Source organism: Terrabacter ginsenosidimutans (assembly GCF_039539425.1).
Classification (GTDB): Bacteria; Actinomycetota; Actinomycetes; order Actinomycetales; family Dermatophilaceae; genus Terrabacter; species Terrabacter ginsenosidimutans.
This window is the reverse complement of record NZ_BAABDC010000014.1, coordinates 37,998-52,536: the sequence shown is the minus strand read 5'-3', so window position 1 is coordinate 52,536 and position 14,539 is coordinate 37,998. Positions and strand designations below refer to the sequence as shown.

The window sequence follows — 14,539 nt, the reverse complement described above, 5'->3', positions numbered from 1 at the left end:
ACCGGCCACGGCGACACCACCCCAACGGCTCGCTACAGCTTCTGGGTGCGCAGCCGCAGGGCGTTGCCGATGACGCTCACCGAGGAGAGCGCCATGGCAGCCGCGGCGATCATCGGCGAGAGCAGCAGGCCGAACGCCGGGTATAGGACTCCGGCCGCGAGGGGGATCCCGGCGGCGTTGTAGATGAAGGCGAACACCAGGTTCTGGCGGATGTTCGACATGGTGGCCTCCGACAGGGCCCGTGCCCGGACGATGCCGGTCAGGTCGCCCTTGAGAAGGGTCACGCCGGCGCTCTCGATGGCCACGTCGGTGCCGGTGCTCATGGCGATGCCGACGTCGGCGGCGGTCAGGGCGGGGGCGTCGTTGACGCCGTCGCCGGCCATGGCCACGACCCGGCCCTCGGCGCGCAGCGCGTTGACGACGTCGCTCTTGTGGTCGGGGAGGACCTCGGCCTGGACGCGGTCGATGCCCAGGCTGCGGGCGACCGCGTCGGCCGTGACCTGGTTGTCGCCGGTGAGCATGACCACGTCGATGCCCTCGTCTCGCAGTGCCTTGAGCGCGGCGGGGGTGGTCTCCTTGACGGGGTCGGCGATGGCGAGCACGCCCGCGACGTGGCCTCCGACCGCGACGTAGACGGCGCTGGCGCCGTCGGCGCGCAGCCGGTCCGCCTCGGCGTCCATGGCGGCCGTCTCCAGGCCGTGACCGGTCAGGAACGTCTTGCTGCCCACCAGGACCCGTCGTCCCTCGACGGTGCCGGTGACGCCCTTGCCGACGGGAGCGTCGAAGTCGTCGACCGCAGGGACGCTCAGGCCGGCTTCGCCGGCGGCTCGCACGACGGCGAGTCCGAGCGGGTGCTCACTGGCGCGCTCGACGGCGGCGGCCAGGCGCAGGACCTCGTTCTCGTCCGAGCCCTCGGCTGCGGAGACGTGGGTGACGGAGGGGCGGCCCTGGGTGAGTGTGCCGGTCTTGTCGACGACGAGGGTGTCGACCTTCTCCAAGAGCTCGAGAGCCTCAGCGTTCTTGATGAGGACGCCGAGGGTCGCGCCGCGCCCCACGCCGACCATGATGGACACCGGCGTGGCCAGCCCGAGGGCGCAGGGGCAGGCGATGATCAGGACGCTGACGGCCACGACAAGGGCGTTCGCGAGTCGCGGTTCGGGTCCCACGGTGGCCCAGACGACGAACGCGACGAGCGCCGCCACGATGACCGCGGGCACGAAGACGGCGGAGACGCGATCGGCGAGACGCTGGATCGGCGCACGGGATCGCTGGGCGTCGGCGACCATCTGCACGATGCGGGCCAGCATCGTGTCCCGTCCGACCTTCTCGGCCCGGATGACGAGCGAACCGGTCTGGTTCACCGTGCCGCCGATGACGGCGTCACCGGCCTGCTTGGTCACCGGCATCGACTCGCCGGTCACCATGGACTCGTCCAGGGTCGATCGCCCTTCCTGCACCGCGCCGTCGACGGGGACGGACTCACCGGGACGGACGCGCAGCAGGTCGCCGACCTGGACGAGGTCGAGGGTGACGTCGCTCTCGCTCCCGTCCGCGGCCACTCGGTGGGCGGTCTTCGGGGTGAGGTCGAGCAGGGCGCGGATGGCGCCGGAGGTGCTCTCGCGGGCGCGCAGCTCGAGCACCTGCCCGAGCAGCACGAGCGTGGTGATGACGGCAGCGGCCTCGAAGTAGACCGCGACGGCGCCGTCCATCCGGAAGGCCTCGGGGAACAGCTGGGGTGCGACGGTCGCGACGACGCTGAACAGCCACGCCACGCCGGTGCCCATCGCGATGAGGGTGAACATGTTCAGCTTCATCGTGCGGACGGAGGTCCAGCCGCGCTGGAAGAACGGCCAGCCCGCCCACAGCACGACCGGGGTCGCGAGGATGAGCTGGGCCCAGGTGGCGACGGTCGAGGGGATGGCGTCGTGCAGGGCCGGGACCAGGTCGCGGCCCATCGACAGGATGAGCACGGGGATGGTTAGCGCCACGGCCACCTTGAACCGCCGCGTCATGTCGGCCAGCTCGGGGTTGGGCCCGCTGTCCGCCGTCACCATGACGGGTTCGAGGGCCATCCCGCAGATGGGGCACGTGCCCGGTCCCGGCTGCCGGATCTCCGGGTGCATCGGACACGTCCACTCCGCGACGTCCCCGACGGCAGACGCGTCGGCCTGGTGGCCGTGGCCGTCGTGGCCGTCGTGGCCGCCGACCGGACGCTGCTCGGGTCGAGGTGCACCGCCGAGGTATGCCGTGGGGTCGGCCTCGAACGTCGCGAGACAGCCCGCCGAGCAGAAGTAGTAGTCGTGGCCGTCCAGCTCCAGGTGGTTCTCGCTGGTGGCGGGGTCGACGTCCATGCCGCAGACGGGGTCCTGCACCAGCGAGCCCGTCGAGGAAATGCGGGTGTCGCTGATCTTGTCCATTCCTTCAGCATACCCCCATGGGGTATCTGCGCAAGGTCCATCGACCACTCGGTCCGTGAAACCGCGGCGTGGGTCGGCGCCGACCCGGCCAACCCACGCCTCATCGACGCGGTCCGGGGGTGTGGGCTACCGCCCGTGCGGAGGGTGAGGGCACGGGTTCGGGTTCCGGGCGGCTCGAGCGGGGCTCCGGTAACGTCCCCGCCATGGGCCGGGCTCGATGATCTCCGAGGAGACGCTGCGCCGGATGGCCGACGAGCTGACAGGCGTCAGCGGTGTCGTCGGCGTCGTGCTCGGCGGCAGCCGGGCGAGGGGCGACGCCCTCCCGTCCTCGGACGTCGACCTCGGCGTCTACTACGAGGGGGCGCCCGACACCGCCACCCTGACCCGTCTCGCGAGCCGCTGGTCGGGGCGCGACATCACCGTGGGCGAGCCCGGCTCGTGGGGTCCGTGGGTGGATGCCGGGGGCTGGCTCAAGGTGGACGGAACCGCCGTCGACTGGATCCTTCGTGACATCGATCGCGTTGCCGCGCAGGCGGATCGGGCGTCCCGTGGAGAGTTCGCCTTCCATCAGCAGGCGGGTCACCCGCTCGGCTTCCTCGACGTGTCGTATGCCGGCGAGCTGGCTCTCGGCGTCGTCCTCGCCGACCCGTCGGGTCGGCTCGCGTCCCTGCGGTCGACCGTGACGGCATACCCACGCTCGCTTCGCGACGCGATGGTCGGCGCCCTCTGGGAGGCGGACTTCCTGGTCGTGGCGGCCGGGAAGGGTGCGGCCCGAGGGGACACCGCCTACGTGTCGTCCGCGCTCTCGAGAGCGATCCTGCTCTGCGCCCACGCCCTCCACGCGGACGCCGGCCGGTGGGTGACGAACGAGAAGGGCCTGGTGCCTGCGGTCGCCTCGTTGCCGCGCACGCCCGCGGGGTTCTCGCGGGACGCTGCGCTGGCCCTCGGCTCCCTGGGCGCCACGGAGGATTCGCTTCGTGCCGCGGTCGAGTCCGTGTCCGGTTCGGTGGCCGCGACCCGTTCGGCGTTGCGACCGGGCTGATCCCCGAAATCTCCGGTTGCAGGGTGGTTTGTCCCGATTTAGCGTCGAAGTCCAGTGACGCCGAACCGAGAGGGACGCCATGTCTCGTTCCCGAAGTCTGTCGATCCTTGCCGCCGCCGCCCTCACCTCGACTGCGGCACTCGCTGCGCCGCTCGTGACGCCCCTTGCGGCGCAGGCTGATCCGATCCCCGCGCCCGGCGCTCCCGTGTCGCACGAGGACAACCCACGCGTGCCGGAGGGTGCGCTCTGGTCGGAGGAGTACTTCCCCAGCTCGGACCGGAGCGGCGTCGAGCTGCACGCCGACGTCCTGCGCCCGGCCAACCTCCCGGCGGGTGCCCGCACCCCGGTGATCCTCTCGGTCGGCCCCTACTTCGCGCACCGTGGCCAGACCGGTGACGACGGCTTCACAGGCACCGGGCCGTCGGAGCGGTTCAACGACCTCATCGAGGGTGCCGACCTCATGGCCCGCGGCTACACCGTCGTCATGGTCGACCTGCGCGGCTTCGGCGGGTCCACCGGCTGCCTCGACTGGGTCGGCCCCGGTGAGCAGGCCGACGTCAAGGCCGCCGTCGACTGGTCCTCGAGCCAGCCGTGGTCGACGGGCAGGGTCGGGCTTTACGGCAAGTCCTACGACGCCTCGACCGGACTCGTGGGAGCCAACCTCGCACCCGCCGGACTCGAGGCCGTCGTGGCCCAGGAGCCGGTCTGGGACATGTACAACTACCTCTACAGCAACGGCGTGCGCCGCCCGAACTATCTCGGCACGCCGCGCGCGTACAACTCCATCGCCGGCATCCAGGGGATGCCCGACGACTCGGCGAGGTACAAGGCCAACGCCGCCTACGAGGTGTCGCACCCCGAGTGCTTCGCCGACAACCTCACCGACACGCAGGACCCCGACCCCAGCTCCGCCTACTGGCGCGCCCGCAACCTGGCCGCCCAGGCCAAGGGCTCGCGCGTGCCGCTCTTCGTCACCCAGGGGTTCATCGAGCCCAACACCAAACCCGAGGACATCGAGACCTACCTCGACAACCACCGCGGCGAGGAGCGTGGCTGGCTCGGGCAGTGGGAGCACGTGCGCGGCAACGAGACCGGCTCGGACGGTGTGCTCCGGATGGGTCGCGCTGACTGGTTCGCGGAGGTCATGCGTTTCTACGACCAGCACCTCAAGGGCATCCGGCCCGCCGTCACCGACCCGGCCATCGCCGTGGAGGACAGCACGGGCACGTGGCGCGCGCAGTCGACCTGGCCTGCCATCCGTCGCGAGACCGAGGTGCGCCTGCAGCCCGGCCGCTACGTCGACGACAAGGGCCGGACCGCGGCCGCGGCCCGCAGCGCGGCCCCCGACACCGGCACCTGGGACATGGAGAACGCCCCCGACCTGCCGGCCACCGTCACGACCGAACGCGGCCATGGACCCCAGCCGCGCACGACCGACGACGACAACGCCTACTACACGTGGTCCAAGCCGACCCGGTCCGCCGTCCGCGTCACCGGCACCCCGCGCGTCACGATGAGCACGAGCGGACAGGGCAACGTCCTGGTCCGGCTCTGGGACGTCGCCCCCGACGGCGCCGCCGTCATGTTCGACGAGCAGATGTCGCTCGTGCGCGGCGGCCGGCTCGCCTTCGACCTCAAGTCCACCGACTGGGTCCTCGAGCGCGGCCACCAGCTCGTCGTCGGCATCGGCACCAACACGACCCGGTCGTGGGCCGACACCGCGTCGGGCCAGACCATCACCGTCCGCTCGGCATCGCTCGCCCTCGACCTGCAGAGCCCGAGGCGTGACCACCCCACCCAGGCAGACCCGTCGCCCTACCTCGCGACGTACCGGACGGCATACACCAGCGCGTGGGCCGACCGCGCGCCCGGCAGCTTCCCGCTCACCGTGCCGCAGGGTCGCCGCTGACGCGCCGAGCTCGGGGGAGGAGGCCGGGGTCGTCGACATGACGACCCCGGCCGTCGGCGCCTGCCGTTCGCGTATGCCGTCCGCCGGCCACCGATTCCTCCGCGCGGTGGTCTGTCGCTGGCCTGTCTACCGGGGTTCGTTGGTTAGCCTGCTGGAATGACCGACGCCCTCAGGACCGACCCTGCCCTTCCGGCGGAGTCGCCCTCGGGCGATCCGCGCGCCGACCGCGTCGCAGCTGGCGTCAAGACGTGGCAGCGCACGCTCGTCGACCTCGGCGGGCGCAACACGCTGCTCTGGTACCGCGACCTGCCCTCCGGCACGCTCGACCTGACGACCGCACACCCCGGTGGCGTCTCGATGCTGCTCGCCGGCCGCCGCACCCGGCTGTCTGACCTCATGCGCGAGCCCGCTGCCTTCGAGGAGGCCCGCCGCCGGGCGCGCGCCATCCGGTCCAAGGCCCTCGAGCTGCGCGAGGAGCGCGGCATCGCGGCCGGTTTCATCGCCATCGGGATGGCCACCTGGTCCGTCCCGCGTGCCGCGCGCCCGCCGGCCTCGCCGGTGCTGCTGCGCTCGTGCGTGCTGCGCCCGACCGGAGCCGCCCAGGAGGACTTCGAGATCGACCTCGGGCCCGAGGCCGAGTTCAACCCGGTGCTGCGCGAGTACCTCCGCTCCGAGCAGGGCATCGAGCTCGACGCCGACGCGCTCGCCGACCTCGCCAGCGCCGGCAACGGTTTCGACCCCTACCCGGTGTATGCCGCCCTCGGCCACGCGTGCGAGCGCGTGCCCGAGTTCGAGATCACCCCGCGGCTCGTGCTCGGCACCTTCTCCTACGCCAAGCTGCCGATGGTGGCCGACCTCGCCCTACAGGGCGCCAGCCTCGCGGACCATGACGTCGTCGCGGCCCTCGCCGGTGACGAGTCGGCGCTCGCGGCCGTGCGGCTCCGCGTGCCCGACAGCGAGCCCGACCCCGACCCCGAGCACGAGTACCTCGTGCTCGACGCCGACTCCTCCCAGCACGCGGCCATCGATGCCGTCCGCGCGGGCGCCCACCTCGTCATCAAGGGACCTCCCGGCACGGGCAAGTCGCAGACGATCGTCAACCTCATCGCCTCGCTCGCGGCCGAGGGCAAGTCGACCCTCTTCGTGGCCGAGAAGCGCGCCGCCATCGACGCCGTCCTCAGCCGCCTCGACCGGCTCGGCCTGGGCGACCTCGTGCTCGACGCCTACGACGGCCCGACGAACAAGCGCGCGACGGCCCAGCAGTTCGCCCGGAGCCTCGACGCCGCCGTCGAGAACGATGCTCCGGAGAGCGACCGCACCACCTCGACCCTTCGCGACCGCCGGGCCCGGCTGCAGCAGCACGTGCAGGCCCTCCACGCGGTGCGCGACCCCTGGGGCGTCTCGGCGCACGAGGCGCAGGAGGCGCTCGTCGAGCTCGGCACCCGCACCCCGCCGCCGACCTGCCACGTGCGCCTCGGCAGCCGCGACCTCTCCGGTCTGAGCCGCACCCGTGCGGTCGAGCTCGGGCGGCGCCTGCGCGATGCAGCCGGCCTCGGCGCGTGGACCCGTGCCGGCGACGACCCGTGGTTCGGTGCCCGCATCCTCAGCGCCGACGACGCGTCCCGCGCGCTCGACATCACGACCAGGCACAGCACGAGCGGACTCGACGACGCGGCTCGCCAGCTCAACCGCATCCTGTCGGAGTCCCGTGTGCCCGAAGCGAACTCGCTCGAGGACTGGAAGTCGGCCTTCGCGACGATGTCGAGTGTCCGCGAGACGCTCGAGGTGTTCCGGCCCGAGGTGTTCGACATCCCGCTCAAGGAGCACATCGCTGCGACCGCGACGCGTGACTGGCGTGAGGCGCGCGACGTCGAGATGGGCTGGCTCGACCGCTGGAAGATCCGACAGCAGACCAAGCGGCTGCTCCGGCCCGGGCGTCCCCCCGCCAACCTCCACGAGGAGCTCGAGTCGGCGAGCGAGCAGCGCGAGCACTGGTTCGAGCTCGTCGGCGGTGGCGGCCGGCCCGAGATCTCGCCCCGGCTCGACGAGGGGCTGGCCCTGCTCGCCGACCTCACGGCCGACCTCGAGTGGCTCGACGAGCGACTCCAGCCCGGTCCCGACGGGCAGACGCTCGTCTCCCTGCCGCTGCTCGAGCTGCGGGAGCGTCTCGCCGCCCTGGCGAGCCGTCCCGACCGCATCGCGGTGCTGCCGCAGGTCACGACCGCCCTCGACGAGCTGCGTGCCGTCGGGCTCGGCGCCGTCGTCGACGACCTCGCAGCCCGGGGGATCCCCACCGACCAGGTGACGGCCGAGGTCGAGCACGTGTGGTGGGCCTCGCTCGCGCAGGAGATCACGGTGCGTGACCCCGCCTACGGCGCCCACGACGGCGCGGGCCTGCGCCGCGACGTCGCGGAGTTCGCCGAGGCCGACCGCGCGCACCAGTCGGCGACCGTCGCGCGGGTGCGCGCCGCTGTCGCCCGCAACGTCCGCGAGACGCTGGCCGACCACCCGGCGCACGAGGCGCTCGTGCGGGCCGAGGCCGGCAAGGCCCGCCGCCACCGGCCGCTGCGCGACCTCATGCCCCAGGCGTCGGCGACCCTCACGGCGATCAAGCCGTGCTGGGCGATGAGCCCGCTCGTCGTCGCGTCGACCCTGCCGCCGGGCCGCTGGTTCGACGTCGTCATCTTCGACGAGGCGTCGCAGGTGCAGCCCGCCCAGGCCATCTCGGCCATCTCGCGCGCCCGCCAGGTGGTCGTCGCCGGTGACGAGAGACAGCTCCCGCCGACGAACTTCTTCACGGTCGTGTCCGACGACGAGTCCGACGCGGCGGCCCCGGCCGACGAGACCCTGACCGAGGGCTTCGAGTCGGTGCTCGACGTGCTCGCCGCGGCGCTGCCGACCCGCAACCTCACGTGGCACTACCGCAGCCGCGACGAGCGGCTCATCGCCTTCGCCAACGAGGCGATGTACGACGGGCGTCTCACGACCTTCCCGGGCACCTCCCTCGACTCAGCCGTCACGTTCGAGCCGGTCGACGGTCAGGCCGTAGTCCAGCCCGGCGTCGACACCATCGAGACGACGGACGGCGAGGTGGCCCGCGTCGTCGAGCTGGTCCTCGAGCACGCCCGCAGCCGCCCCACCGAGTCGCTCGGCGTCATCGCTCTCGGCATCAAGCACGCCGACCGGCTCGAGGAGGCGATCACCGGGGCCCTGCGCACCGCGCCCGACGTCGCAGCCTTCTTCGACGACGCCCGGGACGAGCGCTTCTTCGTCAAGAACCTCGAACGCGTCCAGGGTGACGAGCGCGACGCCATCATCCTGTCGATCGGCTACGGCAAGACCCCTCACGGGCGGGTGCTGCACCGGTTCGGACCGCTCAACATCGAGGGCGGCGAGCGTCGTCTCAACGTCGCGATCACCCGGGCCCGCTCCCGGATGACGGTCGTGTCGGCCCTACGCGCCATCGACCTCGACCCGAGCCGGCTCAAGGCCCGGGGCGCGCTCATGCTGCGTGACTTCCTCGCCTACGCCGAGGCCGGTGGTGGTGCCGGAGCGGAGGACACCCTCTTCGCGACGGCGACCGCCACGAGCGACCCCCTGCGCCACGACCTCGCCGAGCGCCTCCGCCGTCACGGGCTCACGGTCCACGAGGACTACGGCACGGCAAGCCACCGCATCGACATCGCGGTCGAGGACCCGTACCACCGCGGCCGTGCGCTGATCGCCGTCGAGACCGACGGGAGCCGGTATGCCGCCCTGCGCAGCACCCGCGACCGTGACCGTCTGCGGCCGGAGCAGCTCACGCGGCTCGGCTGGGTGCACGAGCGGGTGTGGAGCACGGACGTGTTCCGGGACCCCGCCCGTGAGATCGCGCGCATCGTGACCCTGGCTCGCACGTCGTCGCCACCACTCGCCCCGCAGCCGACCTCGTCCGACGCGGACGCGGACGCGCCGAGCGAGCCCGCGACGGACGGTCCCGACGTCGGCGCGGAGCCCCATGCAGCGACCGACGCCTCGGCGTCGGGCGAGGCCGACGCCGACGCCGGGTCGTCGACGGGCGCGCCGACCCCGAAGCGCAAGCGCCGGCGCGTCTTCCGCAAGGGCACGGCGGCCGCCGAGGCGACCTCCGAGACCGACGCGAGCGAGCCGGGCGCCGCGCTCGGCCGCAGCAGCGACGAGCTCGACCTCGGTTGGGGGGAGCGGCCCTCCGGGTCGGGCCTCGGGGACCGCTGGCTGCAGGAGCAGCGGCCACCGCACTACGAGTGAACCCCTCGGAATGCCGCGACCCAGCCCCGCGTTGACGGGCTCATGAACACGACGACACCGTTCTCGCTGCGCCTCTCCTGGGCCCAGGGTCTCTTCGAGCGGGGTGACCACGCGGCCGCCGCCACCGCCCTGGCCGAGCTCGTCGACGAGGTCGAGTCGTCCCGCGCGGACTCGACCGGGTCCGACGCCGTGCTCCACTCGGTCACCGACCTGCGGCTCATGCTGGCCCGCGCCTACTTCCAGTCGGCCCAGCTCGGGCGCGCCGAGGCGACGCTGACCCAGGTCATCGAGCAGTCACCGACCGACTCGTACGCGCACCTGCTGCTCGGCCGGACGCTGCAGCGCGCCGGTCGTCACGCCGAGGCTGCCCGTCCGCTCGCCCTTGCCGAGATCCTCGGCGACTACGAGCGTCCGCAGGCCTACGGCAGCGCCCCGGGCGAGGCCGCTGAGCACGGCTGAGCCCACCGACCCCGCCTGAAGGGCCGGGTGGGGTATGGCGACCCGGGCACCCGACACAAGAAGTGCCCACTCGACGTGACGTCGAGTGGGCACTGTGTCGCTCGTGGGATCAGCGGGCGCGGAGGCTGTCGCGGATCTCGGTGAGCAGGATGACCTCCTCGGACGGCGCCTCGGGCTCGGGCTCGATGCCCGCCTTGCGCCGCTCCGCGAGGTGGTTCATCGGCACGACGACCATGAAGTAGACGGCCGCGGCGACGATGACGAAGCTCAAGAGCGCGGTCAGGAACAGCCCGACCGACACGCCGCCCGGCCTGAAGGACGAGAAGTCCGGCTTGCCGCCGATCTTGCCGACGAGGTCGAGGATGATCACCACGAACGCCTCGACGACCTTGGCGAACGCGGTGCCGATGACGACCGCGACAGCGAGGTCAACGACGTTGCCCCGCATCAGGAAATCCTTGAAACCCTTGATCATGAGCGTCCCTTCCTGTGCCCCGGGAGGTGGGGCGTGTGGTGCCGCGGGGGTCGGGTGGGGTGTCGACCCGCCCCCGAGGGTCGTGCCTGTCTCTGCTGAGCCTGAGGCCCGGGTGCGGCCCGTGTGCGACGCTGCGATGAGAGTGACTCGTGTGACGGACACTCCGGGCGTTCCGAGCCTACTGCGCGGACCCCGACCCGTGCCGGATGGCGATGACGAGACTCTGCCCGGCCTCGAGAGCACTGAGGCCACGCGCCACCTCGGTGGCCTGCGCGGGGTCGAGCGCGAGGGTCACTCGCGCCGGTGCCCCGGCGCCGAGCCCGGTCGACTCCTCGGCGTCGTGCACGGCGAGGACGACGACGTCGGTCGCGGCCCGGGCCCCGGAGCCGGTCGCGTAGAGGTCGACGTGGTGGCCCGGCCTGACCCCGATCGAGGCGGCGTCGAGGACGGGCACGCTGATCGCGACCCGATCCGCGGGCTGCCCCGCGAGCAGGTCGGGCCCCAGCAGGCGCTCGGGCGTCACGACGTCGTGCACCGTCAGTGGCGTGGTGACGACACGGCCCACTGCCGCCTCGACCCTCGCGAGGGCCGACCCCGGCCGTAGCCCGTCGGACCTCGTCGCGAGCGCCACGTCGTCGGGCCCGAGTCGCTGCCCGGCGCCCACGTCACGGACCATGACCACCGTCGGCACGCCGGCCCCTCCGGCCGCGACCGGGCGCAGGGCCCCGACGGTGACGAGGACCGCCAGCCCCGCGAGACCGGCTGCCGCCCCACGCCGCCATCGGGTGTGTCGGGCCCGGCGGCGTCTCGGACCGTCTGGCCAGCCTTCAGAGCCCCGAGCCCGGCGCCACCGCGAGGCTGCGCGCGCCGCCGTCATCAGGGGAGGGGGAAGGGCAGCTCGAGACCGTCGAGGCTCCGTCGGCACGGGCAGGTCGCCGTCTCGTCGGGCTCGTGGGCGGGCATCTGCCCGATGGCGTCGCGCAGGATGCCGGTGAGGTGCTCGACGTTGGTGGCGAAGACTCGGAGCACCTCGTCGTGGGTGACCGCGTCACCCCCCTCGACCCCGGCGTCGTGGTCGGTGACCATGGCGATCGTCGTGAAGCACATGGCGAGCTCACGGGCCAGGGCCGCCTCGGGCATCGTCGTCATGCCGACGATGCCGAAACCGGCGTCCTGGTGCATGAGCGACTCGGCACGCGAGGAGAACCGCGGTCCGTTGATGACGACGAGCGTGCCGTCGGACACGACCTGGAGCTCCGAGAGCCGGGCGGCGTCGACGGCGACCTGGCGGCCGTTGGGGCAGTAGGGGTCGGCGAAGCCGACGTGGACGACAGGACCCTCGGCCTCGTAGATCGTGTGCGCCCGTCCCCACGTGCGGTCGACGATCTGGTCCGGGACGACGATGGTGCCCGGACCGTGCTCCGGCTTGAGCGATCCCACGGCGCAGGGGGAGAGGATCTGGCGGACGCCCACGGCCCGCAGCGCCCAGAGGTTCGCGCGGTAGTTGACCCGGTGCGGCGCGAAGCGGTGGCCCTTGCCGTGCCGGGCGACGAAGGCGACAGTGCGACCCTCGACCTCACCGATGACGAGCGGGTCGCTGGGACGCCCGAACGGCGTCTCGACGTCGACCGTCTCGAAGTCGTCGAGGAACTCGTAGAGGCCGGACCCGCCGATGACGCCGATCTCGGCGCGTGCGCCGGGGGAGGGCACCCCCGAGCCTGCGGGGTCGGACACGGTCGTCTGCTCTGTCGTCATGGCAGGAGCCTAGGGTGGCCGCCCGGCCGGCCGGACGGCATACGTCCTCGGGTGGGGACAACGTCCCCCTGGCTCAGGGGGCTGTGGACGACGTGCTCGACGTCGACGAACCGGACGTGCTCGACGAGGACGACGAGGAGGTCGAGGGCGTCGAGGTGCTCGAGGAGGTGGACGTGCTCGACGGGGTGGTCGAGTCGGACGACGTCGTGGACCCGCTGTCCTTCTTTGTGTCGCCCGAGCCGTTCCCGGCAGCCGCCGCCGAGGCGGTCTTGGCCGCGGCGCGAGAGTCGGTCTTGTAGAAACCCGAGCCCTTGAAGGCGATGCCGACGGGGTGGATCACCTTGCGCAGTCGCGGCTCGCCGCACTCCGGGCACACCGTCAGGGAGTCGTCGGTGAACGACTGGCGGATGTCGAAGGCGTGGCCGCACTCTTGGCACGCGTAGGAGTAGGTGGGCACAGGTGAACCTCGGACGTCGAATGGGGGGAACAGGCCGAGGGTCAGTCTACGGCCAGCCGGCGAGGCGCCCGCCGCGGCTGATCTCACGGATGCGCTGCTCGGTGCGCTGCTTGACGCGAGACGTCGTGACGACGAGCAGCTGGTCGCCGTGGCGGATCGTCGTGTGCGGCTCCGGGACGAACCCCTCACCCCGACGCACGACGAGGGTGACGTTGGCTCCCTTGGGCAGGCGCAGCTCGAAGACGGCCACGCCGTGCAGCCGCGACTCGGGCCCGACGGTCACCTGGATGACGTCGGCACTGATCTGCATGAGCGAGGTGGACTCGAGGTCGACGTCGACCGAGTGCACCTGCTCGTTGAGCCCCAGACGCTTCGCCACCCACGGCAGGGACGGCGCCTGCACGATGGTGAAGATGACGACGAGCATGAAGACGAGGTCGAAGATCCACTCGGTGTCGGGCGTGCCGACGACGAGAGGAACGGTCGCCAGCACGACCGGGACGGCCCCGCGCAGGCCCGCCCACGAGAGGAAGAGCTGGTCGCGCCAGGGCACCTTGAACCACGACACCGACGCCACCACCGACAACGGCCGTGCGACGAGCAGCAGGACGAGGCCGATGACGATCGCCGGCACCAGCTGCTCCCCGAGGCGCGTCGGGTCGGCGAGCAGGCCGAGCAGCACGAACAGGCCGATCTGGGCGATCCAGCCGAGCGCGTTGGCGAAGCTCTGGAACGCGACCCGGTTGGGCAGCCCCATGTTGCCGAGCACGAGGGCCGACAGGTAGGTGGCGAGGAAGCCGGAGACGTGCAGGGCCGCGCCGACGGCATACGCGAGCACGGTCAGCGCCACGACGCCGATGGAGAACAGGGCCGAGGAGGCGCCCGCGACGCGGTGCAGGATCTGCCCGCCGAGCCAGCCCACGGCGCCACCGATGACGGCCCCGCCGACGAGCTCGACGGCGGCGTGCAGCAGGAGCACCCACCACGGGTCGGCCGTCCCGCCGGGCACTCCCTGGGCGGCGAACGCGACGACGAGGATGACGACCGGGGCGTCGTTGAAGCCCGACTCGGCCTCGAGCATCCCCGACAGGCGCTTGGGCAGCGGCACGTTGCGCAGGACGGCGAAGACGGCTGCAGCGTCGGTCGAGCTGACGATGGCGCCCATGAGCAGCGAGATCGTCCACGACAGCGGCAGCAGGGTGTGTGCGGCCACGGCGACGACGAGGACCGACACGACGACACCGACGGTCGAGAGCACCGCGGCCGGCGCGACCGACTCCTTGATGTTCGACCACGACGTCGTCAGGCCACCCTCGGACAGGATGAGGACGAGCGCGGCATAGCCGAGCACCCGGGTGATCGAGGCGTCGTCGAACTGGATGCCGGCCCCGGCGTTGCCGAGGGCCAGGCCGATGCCGAGGTAGATCAGCAGCGACGGCAGGCCCGATCGCACCGACAGGCGCACGGCCGCGACGGCCACGAGGAGCACGAGCGACCCGATGAGGAGCACGCGCGTCAGGTCGTCGAGGTCCATGGTCGACGACGTGATGGATGCGAGTGCGGGCAAGGGCAGCTCCTCAGGTGTGGGGGCAATCCAACCATCCCGGCCCCCGTCGCCGGGGAGCGGTCCGCGGGTTCGCCGGGCGTTCGTGGCGGGTTTGTCGTCGGTTCGGCAACGATGTGTGCCGCGCCCGCCGGGGTGCGTTCCGGGCCGTCGGCGGTGGCCTAGGCTCGTCGCGTGTCACGGTTGAAGCGCGCC

10 protein-coding genes and 1 pseudogene are annotated in these 14,539 nt (G+C 72.3%); 5 read left to right on the top strand and 6 right to left on the bottom strand.

What is annotated here, in order from left to right; translation table 11 throughout:
- Positions 1-32 precede the first annotated feature (32 nt).
- On the bottom strand, positions 33-2,417 hold the full coding sequence (locus tag ABD831_RS21590; RefSeq protein ID WP_344951963.1) for a heavy metal translocating P-type ATPase: 2,385 nt from the start codon (positions 2,415-2,417) through the stop codon (positions 33-35).
- A gap of 217 nt (positions 2,418-2,634) precedes the next feature.
- Between ABD831_RS21590 and ABD831_RS21585 the strand changes: the two genes are divergently transcribed.
- The 4 genes from ABD831_RS21585 to ABD831_RS21570 all read left to right on the top strand — a co-directional run bounded on the left by ABD831_RS21585 (position 2,635) and on the right by ABD831_RS21570 (position 10,093).
- On the top strand, positions 2,635-3,459 hold the full coding sequence (locus ABD831_RS21585; RefSeq protein ID WP_344951960.1) for a nucleotidyltransferase domain-containing protein: 825 nt from the start codon (positions 2,635-2,637) through the stop codon (positions 3,457-3,459).
- 79 nt (positions 3,460-3,538) lie between these two features.
- Positions 3,539-5,368: a CocE/NonD family hydrolase gene (locus ABD831_RS21580; RefSeq protein ID WP_344951957.1), complete on the top strand. Its 1,830-nt coding sequence runs from the start codon at positions 3,539-3,541 to the stop codon at positions 5,366-5,368.
- A 156-nt stretch (positions 5,369-5,524) separates the two neighbouring features.
- Positions 5,525-9,634 carry an AAA domain-containing protein gene (locus ABD831_RS21575; RefSeq protein ID WP_344951954.1) on the top strand — a complete coding sequence of 1,370 codons (4,110 nt, stop codon included), beginning with the start codon at positions 5,525-5,527 and terminating at the stop codon, positions 9,632-9,634.
- Between the two features lie 42 nt (positions 9,635-9,676).
- A complete protein-coding gene (locus tag ABD831_RS21570; RefSeq protein ID WP_344951951.1) occupies positions 9,677-10,093 on the top strand; it encodes a tetratricopeptide repeat protein in 417 nt (138 codons plus the stop codon).
- Between the two features lie 109 nt (positions 10,094-10,202).
- On the opposite strand, the gene mscL is transcribed toward ABD831_RS21570, so the two are convergent.
- The 3 genes from mscL to ABD831_RS21555 all read right to left on the bottom strand — a co-directional run bounded on the left by mscL (position 10,203) and on the right by ABD831_RS21555 (position 12,323).
- The gene (mscL, locus tag ABD831_RS21565; RefSeq protein WP_344951948.1) at positions 10,203-10,568 is read right to left on the bottom strand and encodes a large conductance mechanosensitive channel protein MscL; all 366 of its coding nucleotides are present in this window, start codon (positions 10,566-10,568) and stop codon (positions 10,203-10,205) included.
- Positions 10,569-10,746: 178 nt separating this feature from the next.
- On the bottom strand, positions 10,747-11,259 hold the full coding sequence (locus ABD831_RS21560; protein WP_344951945.1) for an SAF domain-containing protein: 513 nt from the start codon (positions 11,257-11,259) through the stop codon (positions 10,747-10,749).
- 185 nt (positions 11,260-11,444) lie between these two features.
- Complete coding sequence (locus ABD831_RS21555) at positions 11,445-12,323, bottom strand: S-methyl-5'-thioadenosine phosphorylase (RefSeq protein WP_344951942.1); 879 nt, start codon at positions 12,321-12,323, stop codon at positions 11,445-11,447.
- A gap of 14 nt (positions 12,324-12,337) precedes the next feature.
- Here ABD831_RS21555 and ABD831_RS21550 point away from each other — a divergent pair, with 14 nt between their 5' ends.
- Positions 12,338-12,622: a hypothetical protein gene (locus tag ABD831_RS21550; RefSeq protein WP_344952010.1), complete on the top strand. Its 285-nt coding sequence runs from the start codon at positions 12,338-12,340 to the stop codon at positions 12,620-12,622.
- 62 nt (positions 12,623-12,684) lie between these two features.
- On the opposite strand, the pseudogene ABD831_RS21545 reads toward ABD831_RS21550, so the two are convergent.
- Together ABD831_RS21545 and ABD831_RS21540 are read right to left on the bottom strand one after the other, a co-directional pair.
- A pseudogene (locus ABD831_RS21545) lies at positions 12,685-12,780 on the bottom strand (FmdB family zinc ribbon protein); the annotation flags it as partial.
- Between the two features lie 46 nt (positions 12,781-12,826).
- Complete coding sequence (locus ABD831_RS21540) at positions 12,827-14,347, bottom strand: potassium/proton antiporter (RefSeq protein ID WP_344951939.1); 1,521 nt, start codon at positions 14,345-14,347, stop codon at positions 12,827-12,829.
- Positions 14,348-14,539: the final 192 nt, after the last annotated feature.

Excerpts from the sequence above, each read along its gene's own strand:
- mscL (WP_344951948.1), bottom strand. The coding sequence starts at position 10,568 with ATGATCAAGGGTTTCAAGGATTTCCTGATGCGGGGCAACGTCGTTGAC.
- ABD831_RS21555 (WP_344951942.1), bottom strand. The coding sequence starts at position 12,323 with ATGACGACAGAGCAGACGACCGTGTCCGACCCCGCAGGCTCGGGGGTG.
- ABD831_RS21575 (WP_344951954.1), top strand. The coding sequence starts at position 5,525 with ATGACCGACGCCCTCAGGACCGACCCTGCCCTTCCGGCGGAGTCGCCC.
- ABD831_RS21580 (WP_344951957.1), top strand. The coding sequence starts at position 3,539 with ATGTCTCGTTCCCGAAGTCTGTCGATCCTTGCCGCCGCCGCCCTCACC.
- ABD831_RS21585 (WP_344951960.1), top strand. The coding sequence starts at position 2,635 with ATGATCTCCGAGGAGACGCTGCGCCGGATGGCCGACGAGCTGACAGGC.
- ABD831_RS21570 (WP_344951951.1), top strand. The coding sequence starts at position 9,677 with ATGAACACGACGACACCGTTCTCGCTGCGCCTCTCCTGGGCCCAGGGT.
- ABD831_RS21590 (WP_344951963.1), bottom strand. The coding sequence starts at position 2,417 with ATGGACAAGATCAGCGACACCCGCATTTCCTCGACGGGCTCGCTGGTG.